The sequence below is a fragment of the uncultured Psychromonas sp. genome (assembly GCF_947489755.1).
Taxonomy (GTDB): domain Bacteria; phylum Pseudomonadota; class Gammaproteobacteria; order Enterobacterales; family Psychromonadaceae; genus Psychromonas.
This window is the reverse complement of the sequence record NZ_CANLFB010000015.1, coordinates 58,827-82,296: the sequence shown is the minus strand read 5'-3', so window position 1 is coordinate 82,296 and position 23,470 is coordinate 58,827. Positions and strand designations below refer to the sequence as shown.

23 protein-coding genes are annotated in these 23,470 nt (G+C 35.1%); 11 read left to right on the top strand and 12 right to left on the bottom strand.

Going from position 1 to position 23,470, the window contains the following annotated elements:
• Window positions 1–9 precede the first annotated feature (9 nt).
• The gene (locus Q0794_RS10235) at window positions 10–591 is read left to right on the top strand and encodes a hypothetical protein (RefSeq protein WP_298941621.1); all 582 of its coding nucleotides are present in this window, start codon (window positions 10–12) and stop codon (window positions 589–591) included.
• Between the two features lie 465 nt (window positions 592–1,056).
• Here Q0794_RS10235 and Q0794_RS10230 read toward each other — a convergent pair whose 3' ends face one another.
• The 3 genes from Q0794_RS10230 to Q0794_RS10220 all read right to left on the bottom strand — a co-directional run bounded on the left by Q0794_RS10230 (window position 1,057) and on the right by Q0794_RS10220 (window position 3,468).
• Window positions 1,057–1,866 carry a mechanosensitive ion channel domain-containing protein gene (locus tag Q0794_RS10230; protein WP_298941620.1) on the bottom strand — a complete coding sequence of 270 codons (810 nt, stop codon included), beginning with the start codon at window positions 1,864–1,866 and terminating at the stop codon, window positions 1,057–1,059.
• A gap of 214 nt (window positions 1,867–2,080) precedes the next feature.
• Window positions 2,081–2,371 (bottom strand): hypothetical protein, encoded by a 291-nt coding sequence (locus tag Q0794_RS10225; RefSeq protein ID WP_298941619.1) that lies wholly within the window; start codon window positions 2,369–2,371, stop codon window positions 2,081–2,083.
• A gap of 17 nt (window positions 2,372–2,388) precedes the next feature.
• The gene (locus Q0794_RS10220; protein ID WP_298941618.1) at window positions 2,389–3,468 is read right to left on the bottom strand and encodes a YHYH protein; all 1,080 of its coding nucleotides are present in this window, start codon (window positions 3,466–3,468) and stop codon (window positions 2,389–2,391) included.
• Between the two features lie 371 nt (window positions 3,469–3,839).
• Here Q0794_RS10220 and Q0794_RS10215 point away from each other — a divergent pair, with 371 nt between their 5' ends.
• A complete protein-coding gene (locus Q0794_RS10215; RefSeq protein WP_366522542.1) occupies window positions 3,840–3,962 on the top strand; it encodes a VOC family protein in 123 nt (40 codons plus the stop codon).
• 85 nt (window positions 3,963–4,047) lie between these two features.
• Window positions 4,048–4,215 (top strand): hypothetical protein, encoded by a 168-nt coding sequence (locus tag Q0794_RS10210; RefSeq protein ID WP_298941617.1) that lies wholly within the window; start codon window positions 4,048–4,050, stop codon window positions 4,213–4,215.
• 84 nt (window positions 4,216–4,299) lie between these two features.
• Here Q0794_RS10210 and Q0794_RS10205 read toward each other — a convergent pair whose 3' ends face one another.
• The 3 genes from Q0794_RS10205 to Q0794_RS10195 form a co-directional block, all read right to left on the bottom strand.
• A complete protein-coding gene (locus tag Q0794_RS10205; RefSeq protein ID WP_298941616.1) occupies window positions 4,300–5,220 on the bottom strand; it encodes a bile acid:sodium symporter family protein in 921 nt (306 codons plus the stop codon).
• A gap of 160 nt (window positions 5,221–5,380) precedes the next feature.
• Window positions 5,381–6,355, bottom strand: coding sequence for a D-glycerate dehydrogenase (locus tag Q0794_RS10200; protein WP_298941615.1), 975 nt, complete (start codon window positions 6,353–6,355; stop codon window positions 5,381–5,383).
• Between the two features lie 54 nt (window positions 6,356–6,409).
• On the bottom strand, window positions 6,410–7,108 hold the full coding sequence (locus tag Q0794_RS10195) for a DUF3047 domain-containing protein (protein ID WP_298941614.1): 699 nt from the start codon (window positions 7,106–7,108) through the stop codon (window positions 6,410–6,412).
• 648 nt (window positions 7,109–7,756) lie between these two features.
• Here Q0794_RS10195 and Q0794_RS10190 point away from each other — a divergent pair.
• A complete protein-coding gene (locus tag Q0794_RS10190; protein WP_298941613.1) occupies window positions 7,757–8,791 on the top strand; it encodes a hypothetical protein in 1,035 nt (344 codons plus the stop codon).
• Window positions 8,791–9,693 carry a hypothetical protein gene (locus Q0794_RS10185; protein WP_298941612.1) on the top strand — a complete coding sequence of 301 codons (903 nt, stop codon included), beginning with the start codon at window positions 8,791–8,793 and terminating at the stop codon, window positions 9,691–9,693. Before Q0794_RS10190 ends, Q0794_RS10185 begins: the two co-directional genes overlap by 1 nt.
• A 706-nt stretch (window positions 9,694–10,399) precedes the next feature.
• Here the strand turns inward: Q0794_RS10185 and Q0794_RS10180 are convergent.
• The 4 genes from Q0794_RS10180 to Q0794_RS10165 all read right to left on the bottom strand — a co-directional run bounded on the left by Q0794_RS10180 (window position 10,400) and on the right by Q0794_RS10165 (window position 13,249).
• Entirely contained in the window at window positions 10,400–11,596 is a 1,197-nt protein-coding gene (locus Q0794_RS10180; RefSeq protein ID WP_298941611.1) for an MFS transporter, read from the bottom strand.
• Window positions 11,597–12,032: 436 nt separating this feature from the next.
• Window positions 12,033–12,470 (bottom strand): YeeE/YedE family protein, encoded by a 438-nt coding sequence (locus Q0794_RS10175; RefSeq protein ID WP_298941610.1) that lies wholly within the window; start codon window positions 12,468–12,470, stop codon window positions 12,033–12,035.
• A complete protein-coding gene (locus Q0794_RS10170) occupies window positions 12,470–12,889 on the bottom strand; it encodes a YeeE/YedE thiosulfate transporter family protein (RefSeq protein ID WP_298941609.1) in 420 nt (139 codons plus the stop codon). The genes Q0794_RS10175 and Q0794_RS10170 overlap by 1 nt, the downstream gene beginning before the upstream one ends.
• 33 nt (window positions 12,890–12,922) lie before the next feature.
• On the bottom strand, window positions 12,923–13,249 hold the full coding sequence (locus tag Q0794_RS10165) for a metalloregulator ArsR/SmtB family transcription factor (RefSeq protein ID WP_298941608.1): 327 nt from the start codon (window positions 13,247–13,249) through the stop codon (window positions 12,923–12,925).
• 265 nt (window positions 13,250–13,514) lie between these two features.
• On the opposite strand from Q0794_RS10165, the gene Q0794_RS10160 reads away from it, so the two are divergent.
• Window positions 13,515–15,173, top strand: a complete 1,659-nt coding sequence (locus tag Q0794_RS10160; protein ID WP_298941607.1) for an FAD-dependent oxidoreductase — start codon at window positions 13,515–13,517, stop codon at window positions 15,171–15,173.
• 479 nt (window positions 15,174–15,652) lie between these two features.
• Window positions 15,653–16,600 carry a LysR family transcriptional regulator gene (locus Q0794_RS10155; protein WP_298941606.1) on the top strand — a complete coding sequence of 316 codons (948 nt, stop codon included), beginning with the start codon at window positions 15,653–15,655 and terminating at the stop codon, window positions 16,598–16,600.
• Between the two features lie 366 nt (window positions 16,601–16,966).
• Here the strand turns inward: Q0794_RS10155 and Q0794_RS10150 are convergent, their stop codons facing one another.
• Both Q0794_RS10150 and Q0794_RS10145 read right to left on the bottom strand, forming a co-directional pair.
• Entirely contained in the window at window positions 16,967–17,974 is a 1,008-nt protein-coding gene (locus Q0794_RS10150) for a zinc-binding alcohol dehydrogenase family protein (RefSeq protein ID WP_298941605.1), read from the bottom strand.
• 342 nt (window positions 17,975–18,316) lie between these two features.
• A complete protein-coding gene (locus tag Q0794_RS10145) occupies window positions 18,317–18,568 on the bottom strand; it encodes a DUF2999 family protein (protein WP_025562281.1) in 252 nt (83 codons plus the stop codon).
• Window positions 18,569–19,259: 691 nt separating this feature from the next.
• On the opposite strand from Q0794_RS10145, the gene Q0794_RS10140 reads away from it, so the two are divergent.
• The 4 genes from Q0794_RS10140 (at window position 19,260) to Q0794_RS10125 (ending at window position 23,212) form a co-directional block, all read left to right on the top strand.
• Entirely contained in the window at window positions 19,260–20,462 is a 1,203-nt protein-coding gene (locus tag Q0794_RS10140) for an HDOD domain-containing protein (RefSeq protein WP_298941604.1), read from the top strand.
• 467 nt (window positions 20,463–20,929) lie between these two features.
• Window positions 20,930–21,553: an HAD-IA family hydrolase gene (locus Q0794_RS10135; RefSeq protein WP_298941603.1), complete on the top strand. Its 624-nt coding sequence runs from the start codon at window positions 20,930–20,932 to the stop codon at window positions 21,551–21,553.
• Window positions 21,554–22,032: 479 nt separating this feature from the next.
• Window positions 22,033–22,608 (top strand): YceI family protein, encoded by a 576-nt coding sequence (locus Q0794_RS10130; protein ID WP_298941602.1) that lies wholly within the window; start codon window positions 22,033–22,035, stop codon window positions 22,606–22,608.
• Window positions 22,609–22,678: 70 nt separating this feature from the next.
• Window positions 22,679–23,212: a peroxiredoxin-like family protein gene (locus Q0794_RS10125; RefSeq protein ID WP_298941601.1), complete on the top strand. Its 534-nt coding sequence runs from the start codon at window positions 22,679–22,681 to the stop codon at window positions 23,210–23,212.
• Window positions 23,213–23,470 lie beyond the last annotated feature (258 nt).

Genomic DNA, 23,470 nt, shown 5'->3' with positions numbered 1-23,470 from the left:
ACAAAACTGATGATTTTAAAACCTCTCATATTTAGAACAACACTATTATTATGTTCAACTTTCTTATACGCCTGTGGTGGATCTTCTGGCTCTAGCAGCTCTGTTGTAGATGAAAAAACATCTGACGAATCGACTGTAGAAGAGGTGACTACTGATGAAGAGCTTATCGTTGAATCTTCTGAAGAAAATATTGATGAAGATACGGTTGTCACAGACGAAACAGATGAGGGTGTAGATACCGATGATATCTTTGTCTCTATTCCAAGCGGAGAGTCTTTAGAAGACGAGTTAATTATCCCTGACGATGCTAATTCAGAATTGGATGAAGAACTTGTTTCTACACCTATTGTTGAAGATGAAACTGTCAATTTAAATATTACATGGGATGATAACTCTGATAATGAAGTTGAATTTATTATTGAGCGTCGTACCGCGTCTGATACTGATTATGAAACCACTTATTATGTTGCTGAAAATACCACATCATATGATGATTTAGACCTTCAAAGCGGTGAAACGTATTGTTACCGTATTAGTGCTTCTAATAGCGTTGGTGATTCTCCATCATCAGAAAAATGTATCACGCTTTAATAATAATTGTTTAAATTATTACAGGTTAGCCTGTTTGACTTTGCCAGTCATTCTGGCTAATCATATGATATGAGTACTTCATCTAAAGACAAGGCCCCCTATTACTGTGAAACGTTAATCATTAATCGATGAACATCAGTAACCGTTAATTACCAGTTCTTAATTATCTACCTTTAATTATCTGTCTCTAATAATTAATTTCTAACTATGACATTCTGCTCACTTTTTAATTTAATCATTCTATTTTCTTATTAACTCTTTCTCTTTTATGCATATTTCTTCCAGACTTACGCCTAGATTTTTGAATACTGGTTGGTGTTTTTAAGAGGGGAGATCTAACAAAGTAAAATAAGCAGGTATTATTAAGCTAAGTTTATTTCAATCAAAGATAATTAAGTTTATTTTAGGCATAAAAAAAGGCCTAATGCTTAACATTCGACCTTATTAATAAGCGTTTAAATTAGCTTACTTGTGTAAATGTACATCCATTTGTGGGAAAGGAATACTAAGTCCTTCAGTCGCAAATGTTTTGTATACATTTTCATTCATGTCAAAGAATACGCCCCAGTAATCTGGTGCTTGTACCCATGCACGAACAGTAAAGTTTACTGAGCTATCAGCTAGTGCAGAAACAACAATAACTACTTCAGGATCTTTTAATATACGAGCATCTGCATCACACATACTTTTGATTACAGCACGTGCTTTATCGATATCGTCACCGTATGCAATACCAATAGTCCAATCTACACGACGTTTTTCTTCCGTTGAAAAGTTAGTCATTGAACCTGTTGATAAACCACCATTTGGTAGGATGATTGTTTTGTTATCACCTGTTTTTAAAATAGTGTTGAAGATTTGAATTTCTTTAACTGAACCAGCATGGCCCTGTGCGTCAATGAAATCACCTACTTTGAAAGGTTTGAATAACAAGATCATTACACCACCTGCAAAGTTTTGCAGTGTACCTGATAATGCCATACCAACAGCTAAACCTGCTGCTGCTAAAATAGCAACAAACGATGTCATTTCGATACCTAACATGCCAAGTACAGTAATACCTAACATCACTTTCAGTATCATGCCTGTAAGACTATTTAAAAACGGTCTTAGTGAAGCATCAACATTACTTTTTGTCATGATTTTATTTAAGCCGCTTAAAAGCAACTTAATAATCCACGAACCAATAATCCAAACTACCACTGCTGCGATAAGTTTAGGTCCATATACTAGGGCGATATTCGTTACCGAATCTACCATCTCTTCTGGGTTCATTTTACTATCCTTAGTGTTTACGTGCATAAAAAGTTGACAATGTACCGAAATATGTCAAATACATCCAGTATTTATTTATAATAACAGCGCTTCTAGTGACCGCTGTCACTTATAGTCAGAACAATAATAGTGTTAAATTTAAATAATAACGACTAAAAGTGTTTTTAATATACAAAAAATTGTTAATTAATGTATTCACATCCATATTTTGTCATTAGTTTTGTTCGTGCGTATCTTTAGCTTCTTGTTTGCTAACGCTATCTGTTTCGATTTTTTGAATGGGTTGATTCCTAACGCACATCAAGGTTTCTGACATGTATTGACAACTACCAATGTATAAATTTTGATGACCATCTTCATATTGGCAAGATTGAGATCGAGATTTAACATCACAAGCTTTAACCGCGATTTCACTTAATGGGCCAGAGTGAGCGTGTACAAAACTTGTTGCTAAAAAGAAAGTAGCAAAGCCACACAGTATTCTTTTAAAAAGAGTATTAGCCATTATTGTTGATACTCCTATTATTCAGAAAAAGGGGGTGTTGAACCATCTGGTGGTGGACCTTGATGATCACCTGGACCTCCTTCTGGCGGTCCGCCTGCTGTTTTTATAGTTTCGCCGTGCATACATCCAATGAACATGTTTTCACTCGGACTTGCAGCATGGTAATGATAACCTCGAATGTCATCTGTTGTGCCACGACATTCATCTAATGACTCTTCTTTACCTTCCGCGTCTTTCATTGCATAAATACCGTAACCATCTACTGCGTAACCAATTAACGGTGCATGACCATCCTCTGTCGTTTCAGTTTGGTCTGTACAGCCAGTTGTTGAATGATAATGGTAACCTTGATGAACGTTGATATGCCCGCCACAATCATCGAAAGCGGCAATGGTGTAGCTACCTAATATCGCATCAACAGGCGCCGGACCAGATAATTCTGCACCATCAAGTGCAATACCTACTGTGTGTACTCGACCCGCGGTGTCTTTAGCTGGAATAGGTGTGATTGGAATTAAATAGGTTTCTGTAAAGTCATCATCAAGATAAGACAGTTGACATTCAATACAGTTTTGTTTGTATTGTTCTTCAACATCAGGGCGAGCTGCACCTAAACAAGCGGCTTTAGTGGCGGTATAACGTACTTTATTGGTTTCTGCGTCGTAAACTGCCCATTTATCATCTTCATAGTACTCATCTAGTTTTAGAATAAACTCACCAGTAATGTCTACTAAATCCCCAGAGCCTTCCTTACTGAACCAGCCTCCGCCTTCTTCTGGACCATCGCTAGTGGTTCTTGGACAAAATGGGCCCGGCTCTCTTCCGGCTGGTGCGCCAGAGGTCACTAGTTGATAACAGGTTGTTTCTGTCCCTTGTGATGTTGTGCAATCTACTATTTTAGGTGTCTCAATAAATGCACCTTCTTTAAACATTGAAAGGTCGATTCCTTCAGATATCTTATTCACTTCACCTGTCGCTGTATTTTTTGCTTCAGACGCATCAGTTTTTACTTCTGTTTCACTGTTGCATCCTACTAATGCAGCTAATGCACTGAAGGTAATTAGTCCTGTTAATATGCGCTTTTTGTTTAAGCTCATCATGTGATCCTTTTTTGTTTAGGGCATTTGGTGATAATGGCTATTTACTTTATTGATTTTATTGTCGATAAACAGCCACTGTATCTGGTTATTTTTTAACATCAAATTCTGGCATAAAAATGTTATGTAATTAATATAAAAATGACCAACATACTATTTAACCTATATTAACTACATCTAGGTTAATGAAAGGTTAATTTATATCGTTAAGAAATCACTTTTACCTTTATGTTGATAAAGTGTGCGCTACCATGCTCTTACCTTGGTATTTTTCATTATTATGATCATAAAAGTTGATGATTTTATTGTTACTGCGAGTCTCTGTATCTTTATCGTTTGTTATGATTCAACCATTAGTTAGTAGGACTTGAATGAAATGCTTGCATACTATGCTTAGGGTGAGCGACCTTGAACAATCTATCGATTTTTATACCAAAGTATTAAGCTTTAAGGGATTAGATAAAAGCATTAATGAAGCTTACCGTTATACCTAAGTCTTTGTTGGCTATGAGAATAAAGGCAAGGGCACTAGTATCGAGTCAACCTTTAATCGGGATACCAACGAATATGAGCTAGGCAATGCGTTCGGTTATATCGCATTGGGAGTTGAAGATTGAAGCAGCGGCGCTGATTATGATTTTAGAACCGATCTGGGCATTATTCTTAAGCCTCAGCATGTTAGATGAAGAAATTAAACTGCAAAAGCGATTAGATGCTGTAGCGATTTTCTTGCCTTTATTTATGTAAAGCTAACTCGAAGATAGTTTATTGAGGATTCAAGTACACCTCACTCTGGAATCTCATTACTCCAGAGAGAAGTGTATTGAACAGTTAGACTTTATCTTGAGTAGAGCTACGTGACCAGTAACCTGCTAGTAAAGAACCACTGATATTATGCCAGATAGAGAAAATAGTCCCTGCAATAGCAGCCGTTGGTGCAAAGAACTTCATGGCCAGCGCTGTTGCTAATCCTGAGTTTTGTAATCCAACTTCAAAGGCAATGGTACGGCAGACTTTTTCTTCAAAGCCTAGTTTTTTAGTTATCCAGTATCCAGCTAACAATCCAAACGAGTTATGTAAAATAACCGCAATCGCCACCATTGAACCGACTTCTACTAACTTTTCTGCATTAAGTGCAACAACAATAGCAATGATAATAACAATGGCAGCCATTGATATAAGTGGTAGGGCAGGTGCAATTTTTTGGATGGGTTTATGCAATAAAGTATTAAGTACAATACCAAGTACGACAGGTACTAAGACAATTTTTATCAGGCTAATGATCATGCCCATAACTGGGATATCAATACTTTTACCTGCTAGTAACTCAACGAGTAAAGGCGTGAAAATAACGCTTAACAATGTACTAATAGCGGTCATTGAAATCGATAAAGCAACATCACCTTTCGCCAAAAAGCACATGACATTACTGCTCGTACCCCCAGCTACTGCGCCAACTAATACTAGGCCAACGGTTAAGTTTGTATCAAAATTCATTAATGTCGCAATGATCAATGCAACAATCGGCATCACGGTAAATTGTAATATAACGCCTACAGAGACCGCTTTAATATTTTTGCTGACATTTGCGAAGTCTTTAGGTGTTAATGTCAGTCCCATCGCCAGCATAATAATCGTTAATAAAGGCACGATGAAGGTTTTTAAAGAGGTGAAGAGCGATGGCTGAAAAAACGCTAATACAGATAATAAAATAGCCCACACTGGGAATAGGTTAGTGATTGTTTTTAACATGGAGAATCCATTCTTAATAAGAAAAAAGGTAACGCAGAATAAACTGTCGAATTTCTTTATGCAATGGTTGCGATTATCTTCAGTGTTAGAATGAAGGTTGTGTAACGTATTAGTGGTTTTAAAGCACTAATACTCTACAGTATGAGTGCTGATGGGGGCGCTATTTTATATATTGGGCATTAACACAATTTTTTGTTAAATCTCCAGAACAAGCTGCTTTAAGACTATCTATTGCGCTGCAAATCATTGCGAGTCTGGTTTCTGCTGTTGCAGAGCCAATATGTGGAAATAGAGTGACATTATCTAAGGACATCAAAAGTGATGATGTAGGTAATGGCTCTACCTGATAAACATCTAAACCTGCCGCTCTGATAGCTCGATTTTTTAATGCGATTGCAAGTGCTTGTTCATCCACCACATTGCCTCTTCCTCCATTAATGAAAATAGCAGAAGGCTTCATTAAATCTAATTCTCGTTGTCCTATTAATAAGTCAGTGTGTTCATTGGCTGGCAAGATAGAACAGATAAAATCTGATGTAGTTAATAATTCATCTAATGCCATTTTTTCTGCATTAAAATCATGTTCTGCTTGTTTATTAACACTGCGGTTATAATAATTAATGTTCATATCAAAACCATGATGTGCTCGCTTAGCAACGGCATAGCCTATACGACCCATACCTAATATCCCTAAGGTTTTGCCATGAACATCGACACCAAAATATTGATCTTTTAAGTTGTTAGTCCATTGGCCTGAGGTCACCATATTATTTAATTCAGTTGTGCGTCTAGCAGCACACATGATTAACGTAAAAATAGTATCTGCTGTTGTATTAGTTAATACATCCGGCGTATTAGTTAATGCGATATTACGTTTATTTAAGTAATCAAGGTCAAAGTGATCAAAGCCAACCGAAATGGTTGAGATAGCTTTTAATTGAAGGGCATTATCTAAAATTTCTGGGGTTAATTTAACGCCTGCGCCAATTAATCCATCTGCGTCTTTAATTTCATGGATAAAAGCATCCATATTATTTTCATCAATTTTATCGAAGCATACAAGGTTAAAATGTTCACTTAATAGTTGTTGCTGTTGGTTTGGGATTTTTTTAAATAAAACAACTTTATCTTTCATATTGAGCCCTTGTGCCATCTGTTAGTGTTGGTGTTAATGTAAATGATGAATGAATTATTCTGCTGTGAAGATGATATCTCCGTAATAAGATTCTGCTTTGCCTGCGCTGTTATCGGTATCGGTCATAATGGCGATAACATCAATATACTGATAAGCGGCTAAGTTCTTTTTGACGCTGCCTTTATCGCCAAATTGGTCAACGAGGTCTTGGAAAACATTACGTTTTTCATTATACCAATGATCCTCTTTTGATTGTTTCCCTCGTACTGACAGCATTTTTACCTTGTCACCAATGAACGCATTATCCCAAACTTGTCCTTCGCTTTGGTTGCTTGACCATACATAACTTAAACATTTACTGTTCCAAACTTTAAATCCACCGTCAATAACAACATAAACCCGTGCAACGTAATCATCGCCACTTTTACTTTTTTCATCTAACCCAGTGAGCTTGTTTTTGGTTAGCCAAGTCCAATTGATATAAGGTGTTTTTAATAAATCTATTTTCTTTTTTAACACCAATCCTGATGCGGAGTTATTACTTTGCGCCTTTAAAACCGTGCGACCATCATACTGAACTACGTTATAAGTTGATTCACCTTCAAAGGATTCACTTTCCCAGTCATTAATACCACCGCTTTCTAATGACGTGACATTGATTGATGCACTTACATTGAAAGCAAACCCTAAACTAGCCACTATTGCTAGTTTAATTAATTGAGATAAAAATGAGGGCGTTCTTCTAAATAACATTGGTTTCTCTTTCAATAGAATTTGTTGAACGGTCATAATAACGTTGAATAAAGTTAAATGACAATAGCGATTGATAGTGAAATGAATGGCAATGTATAGAAAAGAGGTGTTGCAGAGTCGTCATTGATAAATAGATCAGATTACCCTCCATTTATTACATCTTATAAATATTGGCGATGCGGATTGATTGTGAGATTGATTGTGAGACGGATGATAAGTAATAGAAACTAGTTAATTATAAGAAGTGAAGGGGATTATAAGAATCAGAGACTCTCATTTTTGAAAAATCCTTTGTTAAGTTGAATCTGGGGTGCTTAGATGAGTCAAAGCAGTGGAGTTGGCCGATAAGCTAACTATCGCAGCAGTAAGTTAGTTGATTAATAAGAGGTTAGTGTCGCACCAAAATAAATCACTTATCCGAGTGTTAGACTGTTTGTTGCACCAATTGTTATACAGCATTAACCAAACCACTAAATAGCTATGTATAACAGCAGTTTTTAAAGCACTGCTTTTAAGTCTAACTTCGAATTAAGTCATAGAACTATTTAAGAAAGTCCTTAATACCTTGTTAGACGATTTTACACTACAAGTGAATCGAATTTCTAAAAACCTGATACAATTATGTTTTATTAAAACAGGAGGAACATAATGAGTATTTCAATTCATACAATAAATTATGATAATGTAATAAAAAGTGTAGTTCTTAGTGGAGTTACCACTTATCGATTCGCTATTGAAAGTATATACCCGCTTATCAATCGATTTTCTGCACAAAGAAAATTACAAAACCCTGCATTTTACGACCGTTTGAGACGAGACCTGGTTAATGGATGTATCATGCCTCCAATTACGATGGCATTGATAGACGGTGACTCTGTAATTAGCCCTGATTCAAATCAAAATGTAGCAGAGGCTTATTGTAATGAAGAAGTAACCAAAGGTTATGTCCTTGATGGGATGCAAAGATTAAATGCTTTGCACGGTGTAAAAGACGAACCAGGTTTTGATTTAGATAAACAGTTATATATTTCTTTAGTTATCTCTCCAAATAAGGACATGCTCCTTTATCGTATGATCACTTTGAATAATGGTCAGCGTCCAATGACACCTAGGCATCAAATTGAAGTATTGACAGAAGAGTTATTTGACTTTGAGTTACTAAGCATTGATGTTCAATCTGAGAAAGATAGAGCCGAAGAGATAAAAAGAGGTTCATACAGTTTAGCTGACATTTCAAAAGGGTATTTAGCCTTTTTTTCAAATAGTGTTCACAACGAAAACAATAAAATCATCAGTGAAAAAATGGATGAAATTATTGTAGAAAAGATAATGAGTACTAAAGTCTTTGAAGGTGATATTCAATTTCAAACAGTATTAGAAGAAGTTGATCGATTATCTCAAAATGATAGATGTAAAGAATGGCTTATGCTACAAAACAATTTAATTGGTTTCTGTGTAGGAATAAAAACATCTTATGATGTAGTGCACCACACCCCAGTAGATGAGTTTGCAGCTCTAATTGATTTATTCGAGGAAGCATTCAAAGGTATCAATGCATCCAAGGTTAACGTTGGCAAGTTTCGACGTGAACTTGCTTTGGAATATGTTAAGAATATTAGCTCCCTTAAAGAACTATCTGCAACTTCTCTTTTATCCCACTTTTCTGATAAGACATCTAATTAATGAATCTAACTAGCTATCAAATAATTGAACATGCTTCGAGCACCTTCTCTGAAGGTGACGCCTTTCATTTAGGTGAAAATTGTAGTGAGCAAACGGCTTTATTTCGTTTATTAAGTGGTAGCTGCGATATATATTCAAATTTGGAAGAAGAGCAAATTACGCAAAATACAAACTTTTTCTTTAGTGATATTACTGATAACACGAATACAGATCTTTCTTTTCTTGATGACTTTGAAGAAGGGATTACTTTTGCGGATTATCAAACATTTATGTTAACGAATAGATTCCGTAATCGTGGGTTTTATAAAAATGTTTTGAATGAAATGGTAGCTGCTATATATCATTACAAGAAAAACAATCATACCGCTGCGTTTGTGCACTTATATCGAACCTACGAACATTTATCTTATGCCTTTCCAATGATTTATTCAGCAAGAACTGACGACTACCTTCGCACATTTGAGAACTTAAGAAACTGGATGACAAATTCAAAATCAGACTCTAACGTAGGTGAGTTGAAGTTTCATAAGAGTTTTGTTGCGACTCTTTTCAAAAACACTCCAGAATTAGCATCCACAATAGATATTGAAATTACATCAAGTCCTGAAAACCAAGAAATTCTATTTAATACAATAACTAAAAAAGTTTTGGGTTGGAAAACTGTTAACGATTACACTTCCTCTACAATTCATCCAAATAAAATTGCCGTTAGTTTTTCCGATTTTCATAGCTTTATAATTACACTACGAAATAGGTTTTTTCATTATTCAAATGCAAGAAGTGATAACATTAAAATTGAAGAAATTTTAGACTCAAATTTTCTATTTTCTTTAGTTAATGGTGCAATCATATACTTCATTTCAACTATATTTCATGGTGTAGTAAGGCATAACATGTCTTAAATACTACAGTGAATATGTGTGAATAAAATTTATATCATAGTCACTTATTAAGCAGAAAAATTCCATATTTCCGGTGGAAATACGGAATAGTTTAATTTGTTAAAATTAACAGAACAATACCTTTATCGTACATAAAATCAATTAATTAATTAAGATTGTTAATCAAATCGTTGTCATGCGGGTAGATGGAAAAAGTCGGAATTAACAACGGAAACATGGAAGCTCGCCTACCTTGTATATAAAACCAGCTTCAAACATCAAACCAAACTTACATTTAGCATTAGCATTAACATTTAAAAAGTGAGTTTATTACTTAACTCTATATCTAGTTCAGTAACATTACCTTGTTATTTTCATTTAAAGCAGTATCTGCCGAAGTTAAAAGGTTGAATGATGCATTAAAAACATAGGTGTAAGTAGAACAACCTATTACCGTTGGAGGCTCTGTCGAATCAGAGAAGGTAATGAAAAAATATTTTGATAACGTTAGGCATGCGATAGCAGAAGTAATACTTATCATTTCGCTGATAAGTATAGGAGATTTTTTTGTAACACAGATTATTGCTCAGTTTGTCTCTCATGGTCTCGCATAGCCTCGAATAGTTGCGAAACCCTGTAATACAAAGCATTAAGTTGGCCGATAAACCAACTTAATAAAATGATATGTCGACAAATAGGACTCTGTAAATAGTTGTATCGTATAGTGTTAAACGGGAACAGCGCGTCTTTTTTGTGAGTTTATTTGCATATAACTCAATACCCACATAATGAAACCACCTAAGAATAAAGCTGCGGCCACATAACCTGTTTGATTCGGTTGTGCGCCTTGAGCAATGGCCATACCGCCAACCCATGGTCCAATCGCATTGGCAACATTAAACGCACATTGCACCAATGCGCCGATCATCGCGTGACCATCTGGAGAAACATCCATTAATAATGTTTGAATTAAGGTCGCCAAACCAATACTGCATCCAATTAAGAAAATAACGGCATATAACAACCAAATATTATGGCTGGCATTAACGTAAGCGATGGCAAATATAATAGTGCAAATTAAGCTTATTCCCGTTGCTTTGATTGCCGATACGTCGGCCGCTTTCCCTAAAAAATAATTACCTAACGTACAGCCGATACCAAACATGACCATGGCAATTGAGATGGTATAAGCGGGTGTTTGAGTGACATCTAAAATAGTGTCTGCGATATAAGTATAAATACAAAATACGCCACCAAAGCCAATGATCACTATGCCTAAAATAGACCAAACTAACTTATCTTTTAATACACTAAATTCATTAAGTAAATTAGATGGCTTTCTATTATCAACATTCGGAACGACTTTATAAACAAAGACTAAAGCGATAAGTGATAAAACAGAGGCACCGGCTAAACAGTAACGCCAACTGAGGTTTTGACCGACTAATGTCACTAATGGCACACCGACAATAGTCGCGATGGTTAAGCCCATAAATATTTTAGACATAAACGCAGAACGTTTGCCTTTAGGGGCGATATCAGCAGCTAAAAGAATCGCAGCGCCAAAGTAAGCGCCATGAGGTAAACCACTTAAAAAACGAAACAAAATCAATTGATTTAACGAGTCAGAAAAGGCGCTTAATCCATTACCAATAAACATTAACGTTAAAAATATTAGAAGTGCTTTACGTTTACGCATATTCGCTGTGCTCAGCATTAAAATAGGCGCACCCACAACAACACCCATCGCATAAGCACTAATGGCATAGCCTGACTGTGTTGGTGTCACGTTAAATGTTTCACTGATGAGAGGTAACATTGGCATCATTGAAAACTCAGTGAGTCCTAAAATGAAAGTCCCTAATGCTAAAACGAACATAATCGCGACGCGGTTTGTTGGTTGAGGTGAATGAGCTGACGGCATAAATATCCTTTAAAAAAATGATTACTTAGGACATTCATATTTCGATAGGGACGTTATACCAAGTTCAAATATTAGAATGTTAATAGTAATGGTTATATATTAACTGCATGTTAATTGTAAATGTGATCTTAGTCACCTATAACTTTTTAAATTTTTAAGTTTTTAACTTTTTTAAAGTAGAGCTTTTAAGGTTTTCTGATATTTATGTTGAGAAGGGGGGATGACTGGAATGAATAAATTATGATGTTAATAAAATGGAACAGATGAATACGTCTATCGGATTTAATATACGGCAGGTTATTTTCATGGGCGGCCACAGCCTGTAGAGTATTATATTAATACCTTTTAAAAGATAATATGCACTCAACCAATAATACTTATGAATTGAGTGCGATTACGTTTTTATTATGTGATTTTAGTTTGATGAGTCTTTTATTTACGATGAACACTTTTTATTAAAAATATTAATATTGAGATTAGCGATCGCCATGCCACACAGCATACTGGCAATAAATAGATAAGTGGATATAGAGCCATTACCAATACTGCTTATTGACGGGCCAGGACAAATCCCCACTAACCCCCAACCGATACCAAAAATTGTAGCGCCTAACAGTAATTTACCATCAACTTTCGTATTTTTTGTCCAGTTAAATTCTTTACCATTAATTGCATGACGTCGTTGTTTTATAAATAAATGGTAGCAAGGTGTAAACACGGCTAACGCACCAATAATAACGACTGCTAGGCTGGGATCCCAATGACCAGTAATGTCTAAAAAATTGATTACTTTAGTGGGATCCACCATATTTGAAACAATCATACCGGTGCCGAATAATATACCCGATATTAGAGCGATGATGGCATTTAGCATTATAAAGCTCCTACATGTAAGCGAAGAAAAACAACGAGGGCTGCAACGCTTATAAAAAGACAAGTAGCAATAATTGAGCGTTTAGAAAAACGACCGATACCCACAATACCATGACCACTTGTGCAACCATTGCCTAAGCGTGTGCCGAAACCCACTAGTAACCCTCCAATAATAAAAGCGAGCGGTTGTCCTGACACGGTAGGTAATTCAATTGAAAAAGGGACGAGCAATAAAATACTTGATGCCATGCCTAAGATAAAAAGAAAACGCCATAAAAAATCATCTTTTTTCGGTGTCAGTAGACCGTTTAAAATACCACTTATCCCTGCAACTTTTCCTGAAAATAACATCAGTAATACGGCAGATAGGCCTAATAAAGCGCCACCTAGTAACGATGTCCAAGGGGTAAAGTTTTCCATTTGACTGACTCCAACATTAGTTTAACTAAATTATTATTCTGATTGATCGTCAGACAATAAAGTAGGGCAGAAGGCTTGTTGCATTGATTTTAATAATATATTCACGCGTTCATCTGCTAGTGAATAAAAGACTAGTTGCGATTCTTTTCTCACTTTTACTAACTCGTTTTTTCTTAACACACTTAAATGTTGAGAGAAGGCTGATTGGCTTAATTGGGTATGTTCGCGTAACTCAGCGACGCCCATCTCACCTTCAGATAATAAACACAACACGACCATTCGGTCTTTATGCGCCATCACTTTAAGCAGATCACTTGCTTCACCCGCATTTTCATGAATCATTGCTAATTTATTTTTCATGTTTTATTCCTCTTTAATAATGATGATATTACATTCATTTTTCATCTTATCAAATCTAATTTAGATTTTTCTTTATTAGCTTTAGTTATATTAGGTTTAGATAAATTAGTTTTTTATATATTAGATTTATCTAATTTAGTTTGTTATGGTTTTAATCAGTCATTTATAGGCACACATTAAGTCATTTTTTAATGTGTTGTTCTTATTTTGGAATTGAATCAAGAACGGCACTGGGGTGCCATTTTTATATTAATTTGGAGTCAATATGTCTAAAAAAATACTAATCATTGGTGGTGTTGCTGGTGGCGCTTCCGCTGCTGCAAGAGCACGTCGTTTAGATGAAACTGCTGAAATCATTATATTAGAACGAGGACCACATATTTCATTCGCTAATTGTGGTCTGCCGTATCATATCAGTGGGGAGATTGAATTAAGAGAAGCGTTACTTTTGCAGACTCCGGAAAGTTTTAAGAAGCGATTTAATATAGATGTCCGTGTACAAAATGAAGTCTTAGCGATTAATAAAGAAGAAAAATTTATTCATATTCAGAATACGCTGACAAATGAACAATATACTGAAACTTATGATGTGCTTATTTTAAGTCCTGGTGCGAGTCCTTTTATTCCACCTATTTCAGGGATTAATAACCACCTAACCCATTCTTTGAGAAATATACCTGACATGGATGCCATTATGGCTTCAATTGAACAGAATAAACCTCAACATGCGACCGTGTGTGGTGGTGGTTTTATTGGTTTAGAAATGGCAGAAGCACTTCGTCACCGTAAAATTGACGTCACATTAGTTGAACTTGCTCCTCAAGTGATGGCACCGGTTGATATTGAAATAGCGAATATGTTACATGATGAATTAGAGGCTCATCATGTTGAGTTAAAACTAGGTAAAGCCTTAAAAGAAGTCGCTTTATGTGAAGAAACTGATCGCACTTTATCTTTAACATTAAATGATGGCACCCAGTTTCAAACTGACTTGTTGATTATGGCGGTAGGCGTAAAACCTGAGACCTCTTTAGCAGTAAAAGCAGGGGTAGAAATTGGTGAATTAGGTGGTATCAGAGTCGATGAGTATATGCGTACCAGTGATCCCTCTATTTATGCGGTAGGTGATGCAATTGAAACTCTGGACTTTGTAACAGGTGAAGCAATGCTCGCGCCGTTAGCTGGACCTGCCAATCGACAAGGTCGTTTAGCGGCGAATGTTATATTCGGATCCACGGAAACCTATAAAAAAACACAAGGTACAGCAATTTGTAAGGTATTTGATTTAGCTGTGGCTTCTACTGGTTTAAACGAAAAAACCTTAGTGCGCAAAGGCATGGCTTATGAAAAAGTCTATGTACATGCCGCGAGTCATGCTGGTTATTATCCTGGTGCGCAACCAGTGACGTTAAAATTATTATTTAATCCTGACAGTGGGGTTATTTTAGGGGCTCAAGCGGTAGGTAAAGATGGGATTGATAAACGTATTGATATTATTGCAGTCGCACAAAGAGCAGGGTTAAGTGTCTTTGATCTTCAAGACCTTGAATTATGTTATGCCCCTCCTTTTGGCTCTGCTCGTGATGTGGTGAATCAAGCTGGACTAGTGGCTTCTAATGTAATGAAAGGAGATGAATTTATTTTTCACACTGAATCTTTGGCGTCTCTTTCTGAACAGCAGGTTTTACTCGATGTTCGTAGCCAAATTGAGGTGAGTAAAATGGGGATGATTCCAGGGGCGATTAATATTCCTGTGGATGAGCTTCGATCAAACTTATGTAAACTCGACCAAAGCAAAGAAATGCTAGTTTATTGTCAAGTCGGTGTTCGGGGTCATGTTGCTGCTCGTTTATTAACTAACTTAGGTTATACGGTGAAAAATATGAGCGGAGGTTTTAAAACTTGGAAGCTAGCTTCTCGCTAACATCTTAGAGTCAATTTACTTGACCGCTACAACCGCTAAAACCACAACAGAAAGAGTAAAAGAAAATGATAAATTAATGCAATAAATTAGCGCTTTCAATAAGTAGAAAAGATGTAGTAGGAAAGGGATCTTTAAATGAACTTTCCTATTTTCTGATTTGCTTATTGCTAAGTCTTTTTTTAAAGGCACTTTTTATTTATATACCTAGTTTCCAATCCATCATTTAGTAGTACTGCTTCAAAATGGTTTTATCTAAGTGCATCGTTTAACTATAGTATTTAAGTGACGTATTTAATGTATTATGGCCGAAATTATCAATAATAATAAATCAAGTTTTATAATCTAATTGCTTTTAACTTTACGTTTTTGACTTTACGTTTTTGACTTTACGTTTTTGACTTTACGTAAGAAGTGTATTTTTCAATAGCCTATAAAACGGATTTACCTCTGTATCAAAAAAGTATTTATTGGAGCACCTTGTGTCGATTACTAATCAATTAACGTTATTTATAGATGTGGTGCAACAAGGCTCATTTGCTAAAGCTGCCGCCATTCATGAGATGGATAATTCCTCATTATCTAAACAAATTAAAAAATTAGAAACAACATTAGGGGTGCAATTACTTAACCGTTCTACACGTTCGTTTTCTCTAACATCGGCAGGCGAGGAAATTTTGGCTCAAGCGCATATTGTTGTTGATACATTAAGCGATATTAAAAGTACTGCTGATTCTTATCAGTCTCAACCAAAAGGTATGTTGCGTATTACCTCTGGCATGTTTTTTGGTCAGCAATATATCCAGCCTGTTATTAATCAATTTATGCAGCAGTATCCGCATGTGAAAATAACGCTTATGTTAGATGATAAACGAAGCGATATTATTGGTGATCATTTTGATTTGGCTTTTAGAATGGGTAAGTTAAATGACTCAAATTTAATGGTTAAAAAAATAGCGAGTACTCATTTTGCATTGGTCGCTTCTGATGGCTTTATTGCACACTACGGATTACCTACAACACCTGAACAGTTAATTGCTTTGCCCGCTATTATTTACGGGAATGGCGATGTGAGTCTTGACCAAATAAAAGTCAGTGAACAACCTCATGGTGAGCTGATGAAAACATTTAAGATAAAAGGAAATTATAAAGTCAGTGATGTACGCGCGATGATGGACGCTGTTCAAGCAGGTTTAGGGTACGCGATTATCGACTTGTTTAATTTGGAAAAGCCGATTGAAGAGATGGGGTTAGTTGCATTATTGACTGATCATAAATTATCAACCATGGATACTGGTATTTATGCGCTTTATCCACACCGAAAACAAACACCATTAGTCAGTGAATTTATTAAAATGGTCCAAGGATATATAGGTACGCCCGCTTTTTGGGTTGACCATGTGCCTAATTATAAACAGATGTATAAATAACCTCAGTTCAGAATAAGAAAAACGATATAACAGCGATATTATTAATCAGAATTGAGGTTAAATAAAACCGTCTATTAACAGTTAACTCACTGTTAGCTAAACTGTACTAAACAAAAGAGCTACCGAGAGCTCTTTTGTTTAGTAAACGGTAAAATGAAATCTGTAACCTCAGTTCCGGATAAGAAAAGCGATACAACACCACTAATTGAGCGAATTTCTTCGTTAAATTATTTCCCAATAACCAGTTATTGCTTCAACAATTTGCCTTGAACTACGCACAACTAGCAGTATTGTAGAATAAATATTTATAACTATATGATTTTAAATAACCTTTCGCTTCCGTTAACCAGAATTGAGGTTATGTAACTAAAAACCTTCTAATACGACTTTGCCTTTAGCCGTTTGAGTTTCTAAATGTTGATGAGCTTTGCGTAAATTAGTCGCATTAATCTCGCCTAAATTTTCACCCACAGTGGTTTTAATGAGCCCATTATCAATCATTTTTGCTACATTATTTAAAATCTCATGTTGCTCTTGCATATCATCTGTTTTAAACAATGAACGAGTAAACATTAATTCCCAATGCACAGATACAGCTTTAGTTTTAAAGGGTTTAATATCTAACGTTGTCGGGTCATCAATTAACCCAAACTTCCCTTGTGGCTTAATAATTTTTATAATTTCAGGGAGATGTTGTTCTGTATTATTTAAGCTAACTACGTAATCTACTTCTTTTAAATCTTTAGCAGTGAATTCTTCACTTAATAGGTTGCGGTGATTAATGATTGTATCAGCGCCTAAATCTTCCAACCAAGAGACCGTTTCTGGGCGTGAAGCTGTTGCAATAACTTCTAGTTGAGTCAGTTGTTTTAATAACTGCACCATGATTGAACCCACACCGCCAGCGGCACCAATCACTAAAATACGTTTTGATGGATCGTCTTTAATGATATTAAGGCGATCAAATAATAGCTCCCATGCTGTGAGACTGGTTAGCGGTAATGCTGCAGCTTCACCATAAGAGAGTGAGCTTGGCATATAACCAACAATACGCTCATCAACTAATTGAAATTGTGCATTACTACCTGAACGAGTGATATCACCGGCGTACCAAACTTTGTCGCCAGGTTTAAACAGTGTGACACTTTCGCCAACAGATTTAACGATACCCGTCGCATCATATCCTAATACTTTATACTCACCTTCAGGAGAGGGCGCTGTTTGGCGAACTTTAAAATCAACGGGATTGACTGATATTGCTTTAACTTCAACTAAAACATCATGCCCTTGTGCAATAGGCAGATCTAGCTCGATATCTTGTAGTGATAATTCATTTTCTATCGGTAAGTTTTGTTGGTATCCAATGGCTTTCATTTTAAGTTCCCCTTTATGTTAGGTATCTACCTTATTTCGATAAGGTTATGTTGATTAAACTATTTTGATGGCGTTATTTTGGCTTGAACGAGTTAGATAAAAAAGAGATGAAAATCCCAATCATTATGGAATTAATAAACCATAGTCAAATAGGCTGTTGGTTTTGAATGTTGAATATCATTTCACTCACAATGTGTATGTGATCTACACGTTACGCATTGATTAATTTAAGTCTAAACAGACTAAATGATGATAAAAGGAAAGGGGGAATAATTGAAAGTAGATAAAAAACCAAAATATATCGATATATTTTGGTTTCTAATGTGGCAGAAGCTTACCTTATTACTTATTTAGTTTTTCTTTTGCTTCTTGAACTTTAGCAAAGTCTAGGCCTAGCTCATCCGTTGCTTCTTTAATTAAATGAGGCTGTGTCATGATTGTGCCCATCAATTGTTTCAACTCTTCTGGTGGAATACCTAGTTGCTGTACCAAACCCATTGCCATTAATGGGTTATCAGTTAACGCTTCAAACAGTGATTTGATTTTCTCGTCACTGACATTGTGTTTTTTTAAAATTGCAATAATTGGATTCATTTATAACCTTGTTTGTATATTTATAACGGCTTAAATTATATGCCTGATAATTGAATTATATTAGTTGCACATAACATTAACAAACTAAAAACGATTATCGATAATATTAATAACGTTTTTCTACTAGTATGAGTGCGATACAGAAGTCTACTGAAATAATAGCGTTAACTGGTTTTTATCTAGAGCTGGGGTTAAATTAGCTTACTGGTTTTAACGAGCCTATGCGCCCAACAATAAGGTTGGAACCTTAATGAACAAGAGATTTCATTATTATTTTAAATGTTTTTAATTAGCGTCAATCATAAATAGTAGAAACCGTCTTTTTTATGATTTAAAGAGCTATTTAAATTTATATGGTTAGTTTTTTAGATTTGTATGCTATACAAATATAGGTATTTACTTGTCTTTTTAATCAAATGATTGAGATCAATTTTTATTAAAAAAATAAATATAAAAATGACAAAAACTAATTACCTCACACTTTGCTGTTTAAGTTCTTTTATTCTGTATTTTAATTATATTATTTAGTTTATAAACCTGTCATTGTGGTTATTGATTGCTTCTACACCTATCAACCTCAGAACCTAGTTTTTAGATGACCCAATGCACATAACAACGTTGTTCAGTGCTCTTATTATTTAGATGGATGCTAAATAAATAATTCATTAATTTGTTACAAGTAGGTATGGATATGTCTTCTTATGTTGCTCGACAACCAATTGTCGATAGAAATAAAAAAACCATTGCGTTCGAATTACTTTATCGAGATGGAAAAGAAAATTCATTTCCAAATGTCAGTTCTGATTACGCCACTAAAAGTATCTTGGTTAATCAAACTTTAGTGCATCAAAAGCGAATTCTTGATGGCAAAAAAGGGTTTGTTAACTTTGGTTATGAAAGTTTACTCGACAGGCTTCCATTTGACTTCCCTAATAAAAACTATGTCATCGAAATTTTAGAAGATTGCCCACCCAGTGATGACTTATACAATATTATTGTCGAATTAAAAAATAAAGGTTATACGATTGCCTTAGATGACTTTGTGCCGAGCAAAGAGTGGGAGCGTTTTTATAAACATATCCATATCATAAAGTTTGATATTACAACCTATTCTCTTTCCCAAGCGGCTACGTATATTAAGTCTTTAACTCACTATGACATTAAATTTTTAGCTGAAAAAGTGGAAACCTACGAAGAGTTTAATACTGCAAAAGGGCACGGGTTTGATCTTTTTCAAGGGTACTTTTTTAGTAAACCTGAAATGATTTATAATAAAATATTGGATTCTTCTCTCAATTCAAAAATTCAGCTGTCAGTGGCGGTGTCTAGTAGCGAACTTGACTTTCGTTTAATTGAAAAAATAATCGCCAGTAATCCTGGGTTACTTTTTAAATTACTGAATTTTGTTAATGAATTTTCGATGGTTAGGTCGCCAATAAAATCATTACAACAAGCGCTGGTTTACCTAGGAGAAGATCGCGTTCGTAAGTTTATAACTTATGCAGTGATCAAAACATTAAATTCAGGTAAACCTAGCATACTGTCTAATATGTCTTTACAGCGTGCAAAATTCTTTGAAATGATCTTATCTTCAATGGGCTTACATCATAAAAAAGAGAGCGGTTACCTGTGTGGCATGTTGTCGGTTATCGATGCTTTACTCGATTCAGAGATGTCGGCTATTGTGAAACCTTTAAACATTAATCAAGAAATTAAAGATGCGCTGTTAGGCGAAGAAGGTCGACTTCAAGATCTTATTAAATTAGCGGAAGCCGTTGAAAATTCAAATTGGGGCAAAGTTGATGAGTTGAGTAAGACGTTAAATATTACAGAGGCTGAAATCATTAACTCCTCTGTAGAGTCAACATTATGGGCCGATGAGATATCTACTTAACGTCAATTATGGTTAATGAAATCGTTATTTTATTTAAAATAAATGAGTTATATTTTTTATATCGTTAGTACAGTTAGTTCTGTGTCATTTAAGAAAAATTATTGAAGTAATAACGGGCTATGAGGAAAGCGTTTAATGCTGAGGTCAATTGACATAATTGTACGGCATAGCTATCTCTATCTCTATCTGGAACTTAAATGACTTAAATGACTTAAATGACTTAAGGATATGATGATTTTAATTTCCCTTTCATCCTTTACTTATAAAAAGGTAACGTTTAATTCTGTGCTGTATTTTCCATAAATGAAGTACTAACACATTAAAATAAATACAACAGGTTGATTAAATCGTTATGTTTGATAGGGTAAATAAACAACAATATTGGTTTAATAAAGCTGTCTACTAAAGTGACTTAATATCGTTATTAAATGAGGTCATTCAATGAAGTTCGGCATAAGGAGTAAATATTGGATTTGATTATTTTTGATTGTGATGGGACGTTAGTTGATAGCGAGTTTCTTTGCAATCTTGCTCTACAGCAGCAACTTGCTGAACTTGGTATTGACTCTGACGCTGAGGAATTAATGGCATTATACCGAGGCGTTAAGCTTAATGTTACTCTGACTAGCTTAGCATCTGAGTTTGATATTTCTTTCCCTGAGAATTTTATTCCCGATTATCGCCTTAAGGTAAAACATCTTTTTGAACTCCATTTAAAAGCGAATGAGGGAGTTAAAGCGTTATTAAGTTCATTAACTATTCCTTTTTGCGTTGCTTCGTCTGCCCCTAGAGAGAAAATTAAGCAAGCTTTAGCAGTGACTGGGTTAGCGGAATTCTTTAAGGATAATATTTTCAGCTCTTACGATATTGATACTTGGAAGCCTGAGCCGGGTATTTTCTTACATGCCGCTAAAAAGATGAATGCTGACCCTGCTCGATGTTTTGTTGTTGAAGACAGTCTAGTTGGTTTGCAGGCGGCTAATGGGGCCAAAATGAAATGTATTTATTATGCGCCTACATTAGACGATAAACATCCTCTCGCCTCTATTCAAATTAAGCATATGTCTGAATTAATGGCGTTGTTAAATTAAGTTTCTTATCTGTTTATCATTCATCGGTTAAGTCGTCATGTTGTTGTTTGACATAACGACTTTAGCATTTTGTGTTATTTTAAAGCAAAATGAGCCACATAAGTTTAATGTATCCAACAACGTTTTATGCTTAATTAATCTCATTAATTAAGCCCCTCAACTAACTTCTTTAATTAATCCCTTTAATGACGTCTTTTAACTACGCTCTTTAGCTAAAGCGCTTGATAATAATATTGGCCAATACTTTTGATTAAATCATGCTTTTCGTTTCCCTATTTTTTCACTTTTCTTATTTGTTATGATTAAACCTTGGTTAACTGATTGATTAAATTACTACGTTTGATATTGTGTGACAGCTTTAATACAAATATTAGAGCTGTCTATCCACCGTAAATACGGAGTTATTCTACTTAACAAGATGTTAAGACGATGGTACTTGTAGGTTTTTTTAAGTTAACTAAAAATTAATGGAGATTTTTATGAAAGCACTCTCTGGAGTTGCCCTGTTGTTTGCCTTTTTGTCACCAAGTGCATTTGCACAATGGGATTTGTCTGCTGAGAGTTCCAAACTCAATTTTGTCAGCATCAAAAGTTTAAAGGTAGGTGAGGTCCATAGTTTTGAAAAATTAACGGGGAAAATCAACGACTCTGGCCAGGTAGAGCTAAACATCGACCTTAGTAGTGTTGAAACTAATATTGGTATTCGTAATGAACGAATTGAAAAAATGTTATTTGATACCGCGAAATTTGTGGATGCAAAATTAACTGGATTTGTTGATGTAGAAAAATTGGCAAGTTTAAATGTTGGTGATACGTATAGTGAATCCGTTAAGTTTAATTTATCGCTTCATGGGGTAATAAATCAGATCACAACAGATGTACAAGTTACTAAATTAAACGATCAAAGATTATTAGTGACTTCTGTTATGCCACTTGTCATTAATGCAAGTGATTATGGTTTAGAAAAGGGAGTCCAACAGCTTAAAGAGATTGCTGGGTTACCTTCAATTAGTACTGCAGTACCTGTTACATTCAATTTAATTTTCAAACAATAAACACTTTCATTTAAACAAAGTATTTTATTGTCGAGTTTAATCTTTTTAATATAAATCAGGAGCAAATATTATGGCACATTCAGCAATTACAGCGGGCTCGCCTTTTCCATCTATTTTAGTAAAAGGGCTTGATGGCACCGACGTCGACCTTCGCAATATATCTGACGATGCTGATTGGAAAATGGTTGTCGTTTATCGTGGTAAGCATTGTCCATTATGTACTAAATACCTTAATTTACTTGAAACATATAAAGAAAGAATTACAGCTAACGGTGTTGAAATTGTCGCTGTATCAGCAGATAGTAAAGCGCAACTTGAAACACATTTAGCTGATTTAGAAATAAGTTTTCCTATCTATTATGGTTTAAGTATTGAGCAAATGCAGGCTTTAGGATTGTATATTTCTAATCCTCGCTCAGAAAAAGAGACAGATCATGTTTTTGCTGAACCTGGCTTATTTGTTATTAATGAAAAAGGCCAAGTGCAAGTACTTAATATCTCAAATGGTCCGCTTGCTCGACCTGAAATAGACGTATTAGCTGGTGGACTTGAATTTATTAAAGCACCTGAGAATGATTACCCGATTCGTGGTACTTATTCGTAAAAACTATTTCCTAAAACCACGCCTAAAAATAGCCCTTAGCGTTTATTTAACCTCAATGCTGGTTACTTATAAGCTTTAGGGTATTTTACTTCAATGAAAGTGGTTAAACAGGAAACGGTTTTAACGAGTAAACTCTATAAAATAATGCAAAGTATTGAGCTCTTTAATACTTTGCATTAAATCTTAGGCACATTATTTTTTGTCTAAATACACATTTCACTATAAGTTTATTTATATAAGTAGTATAAAACTACAAAT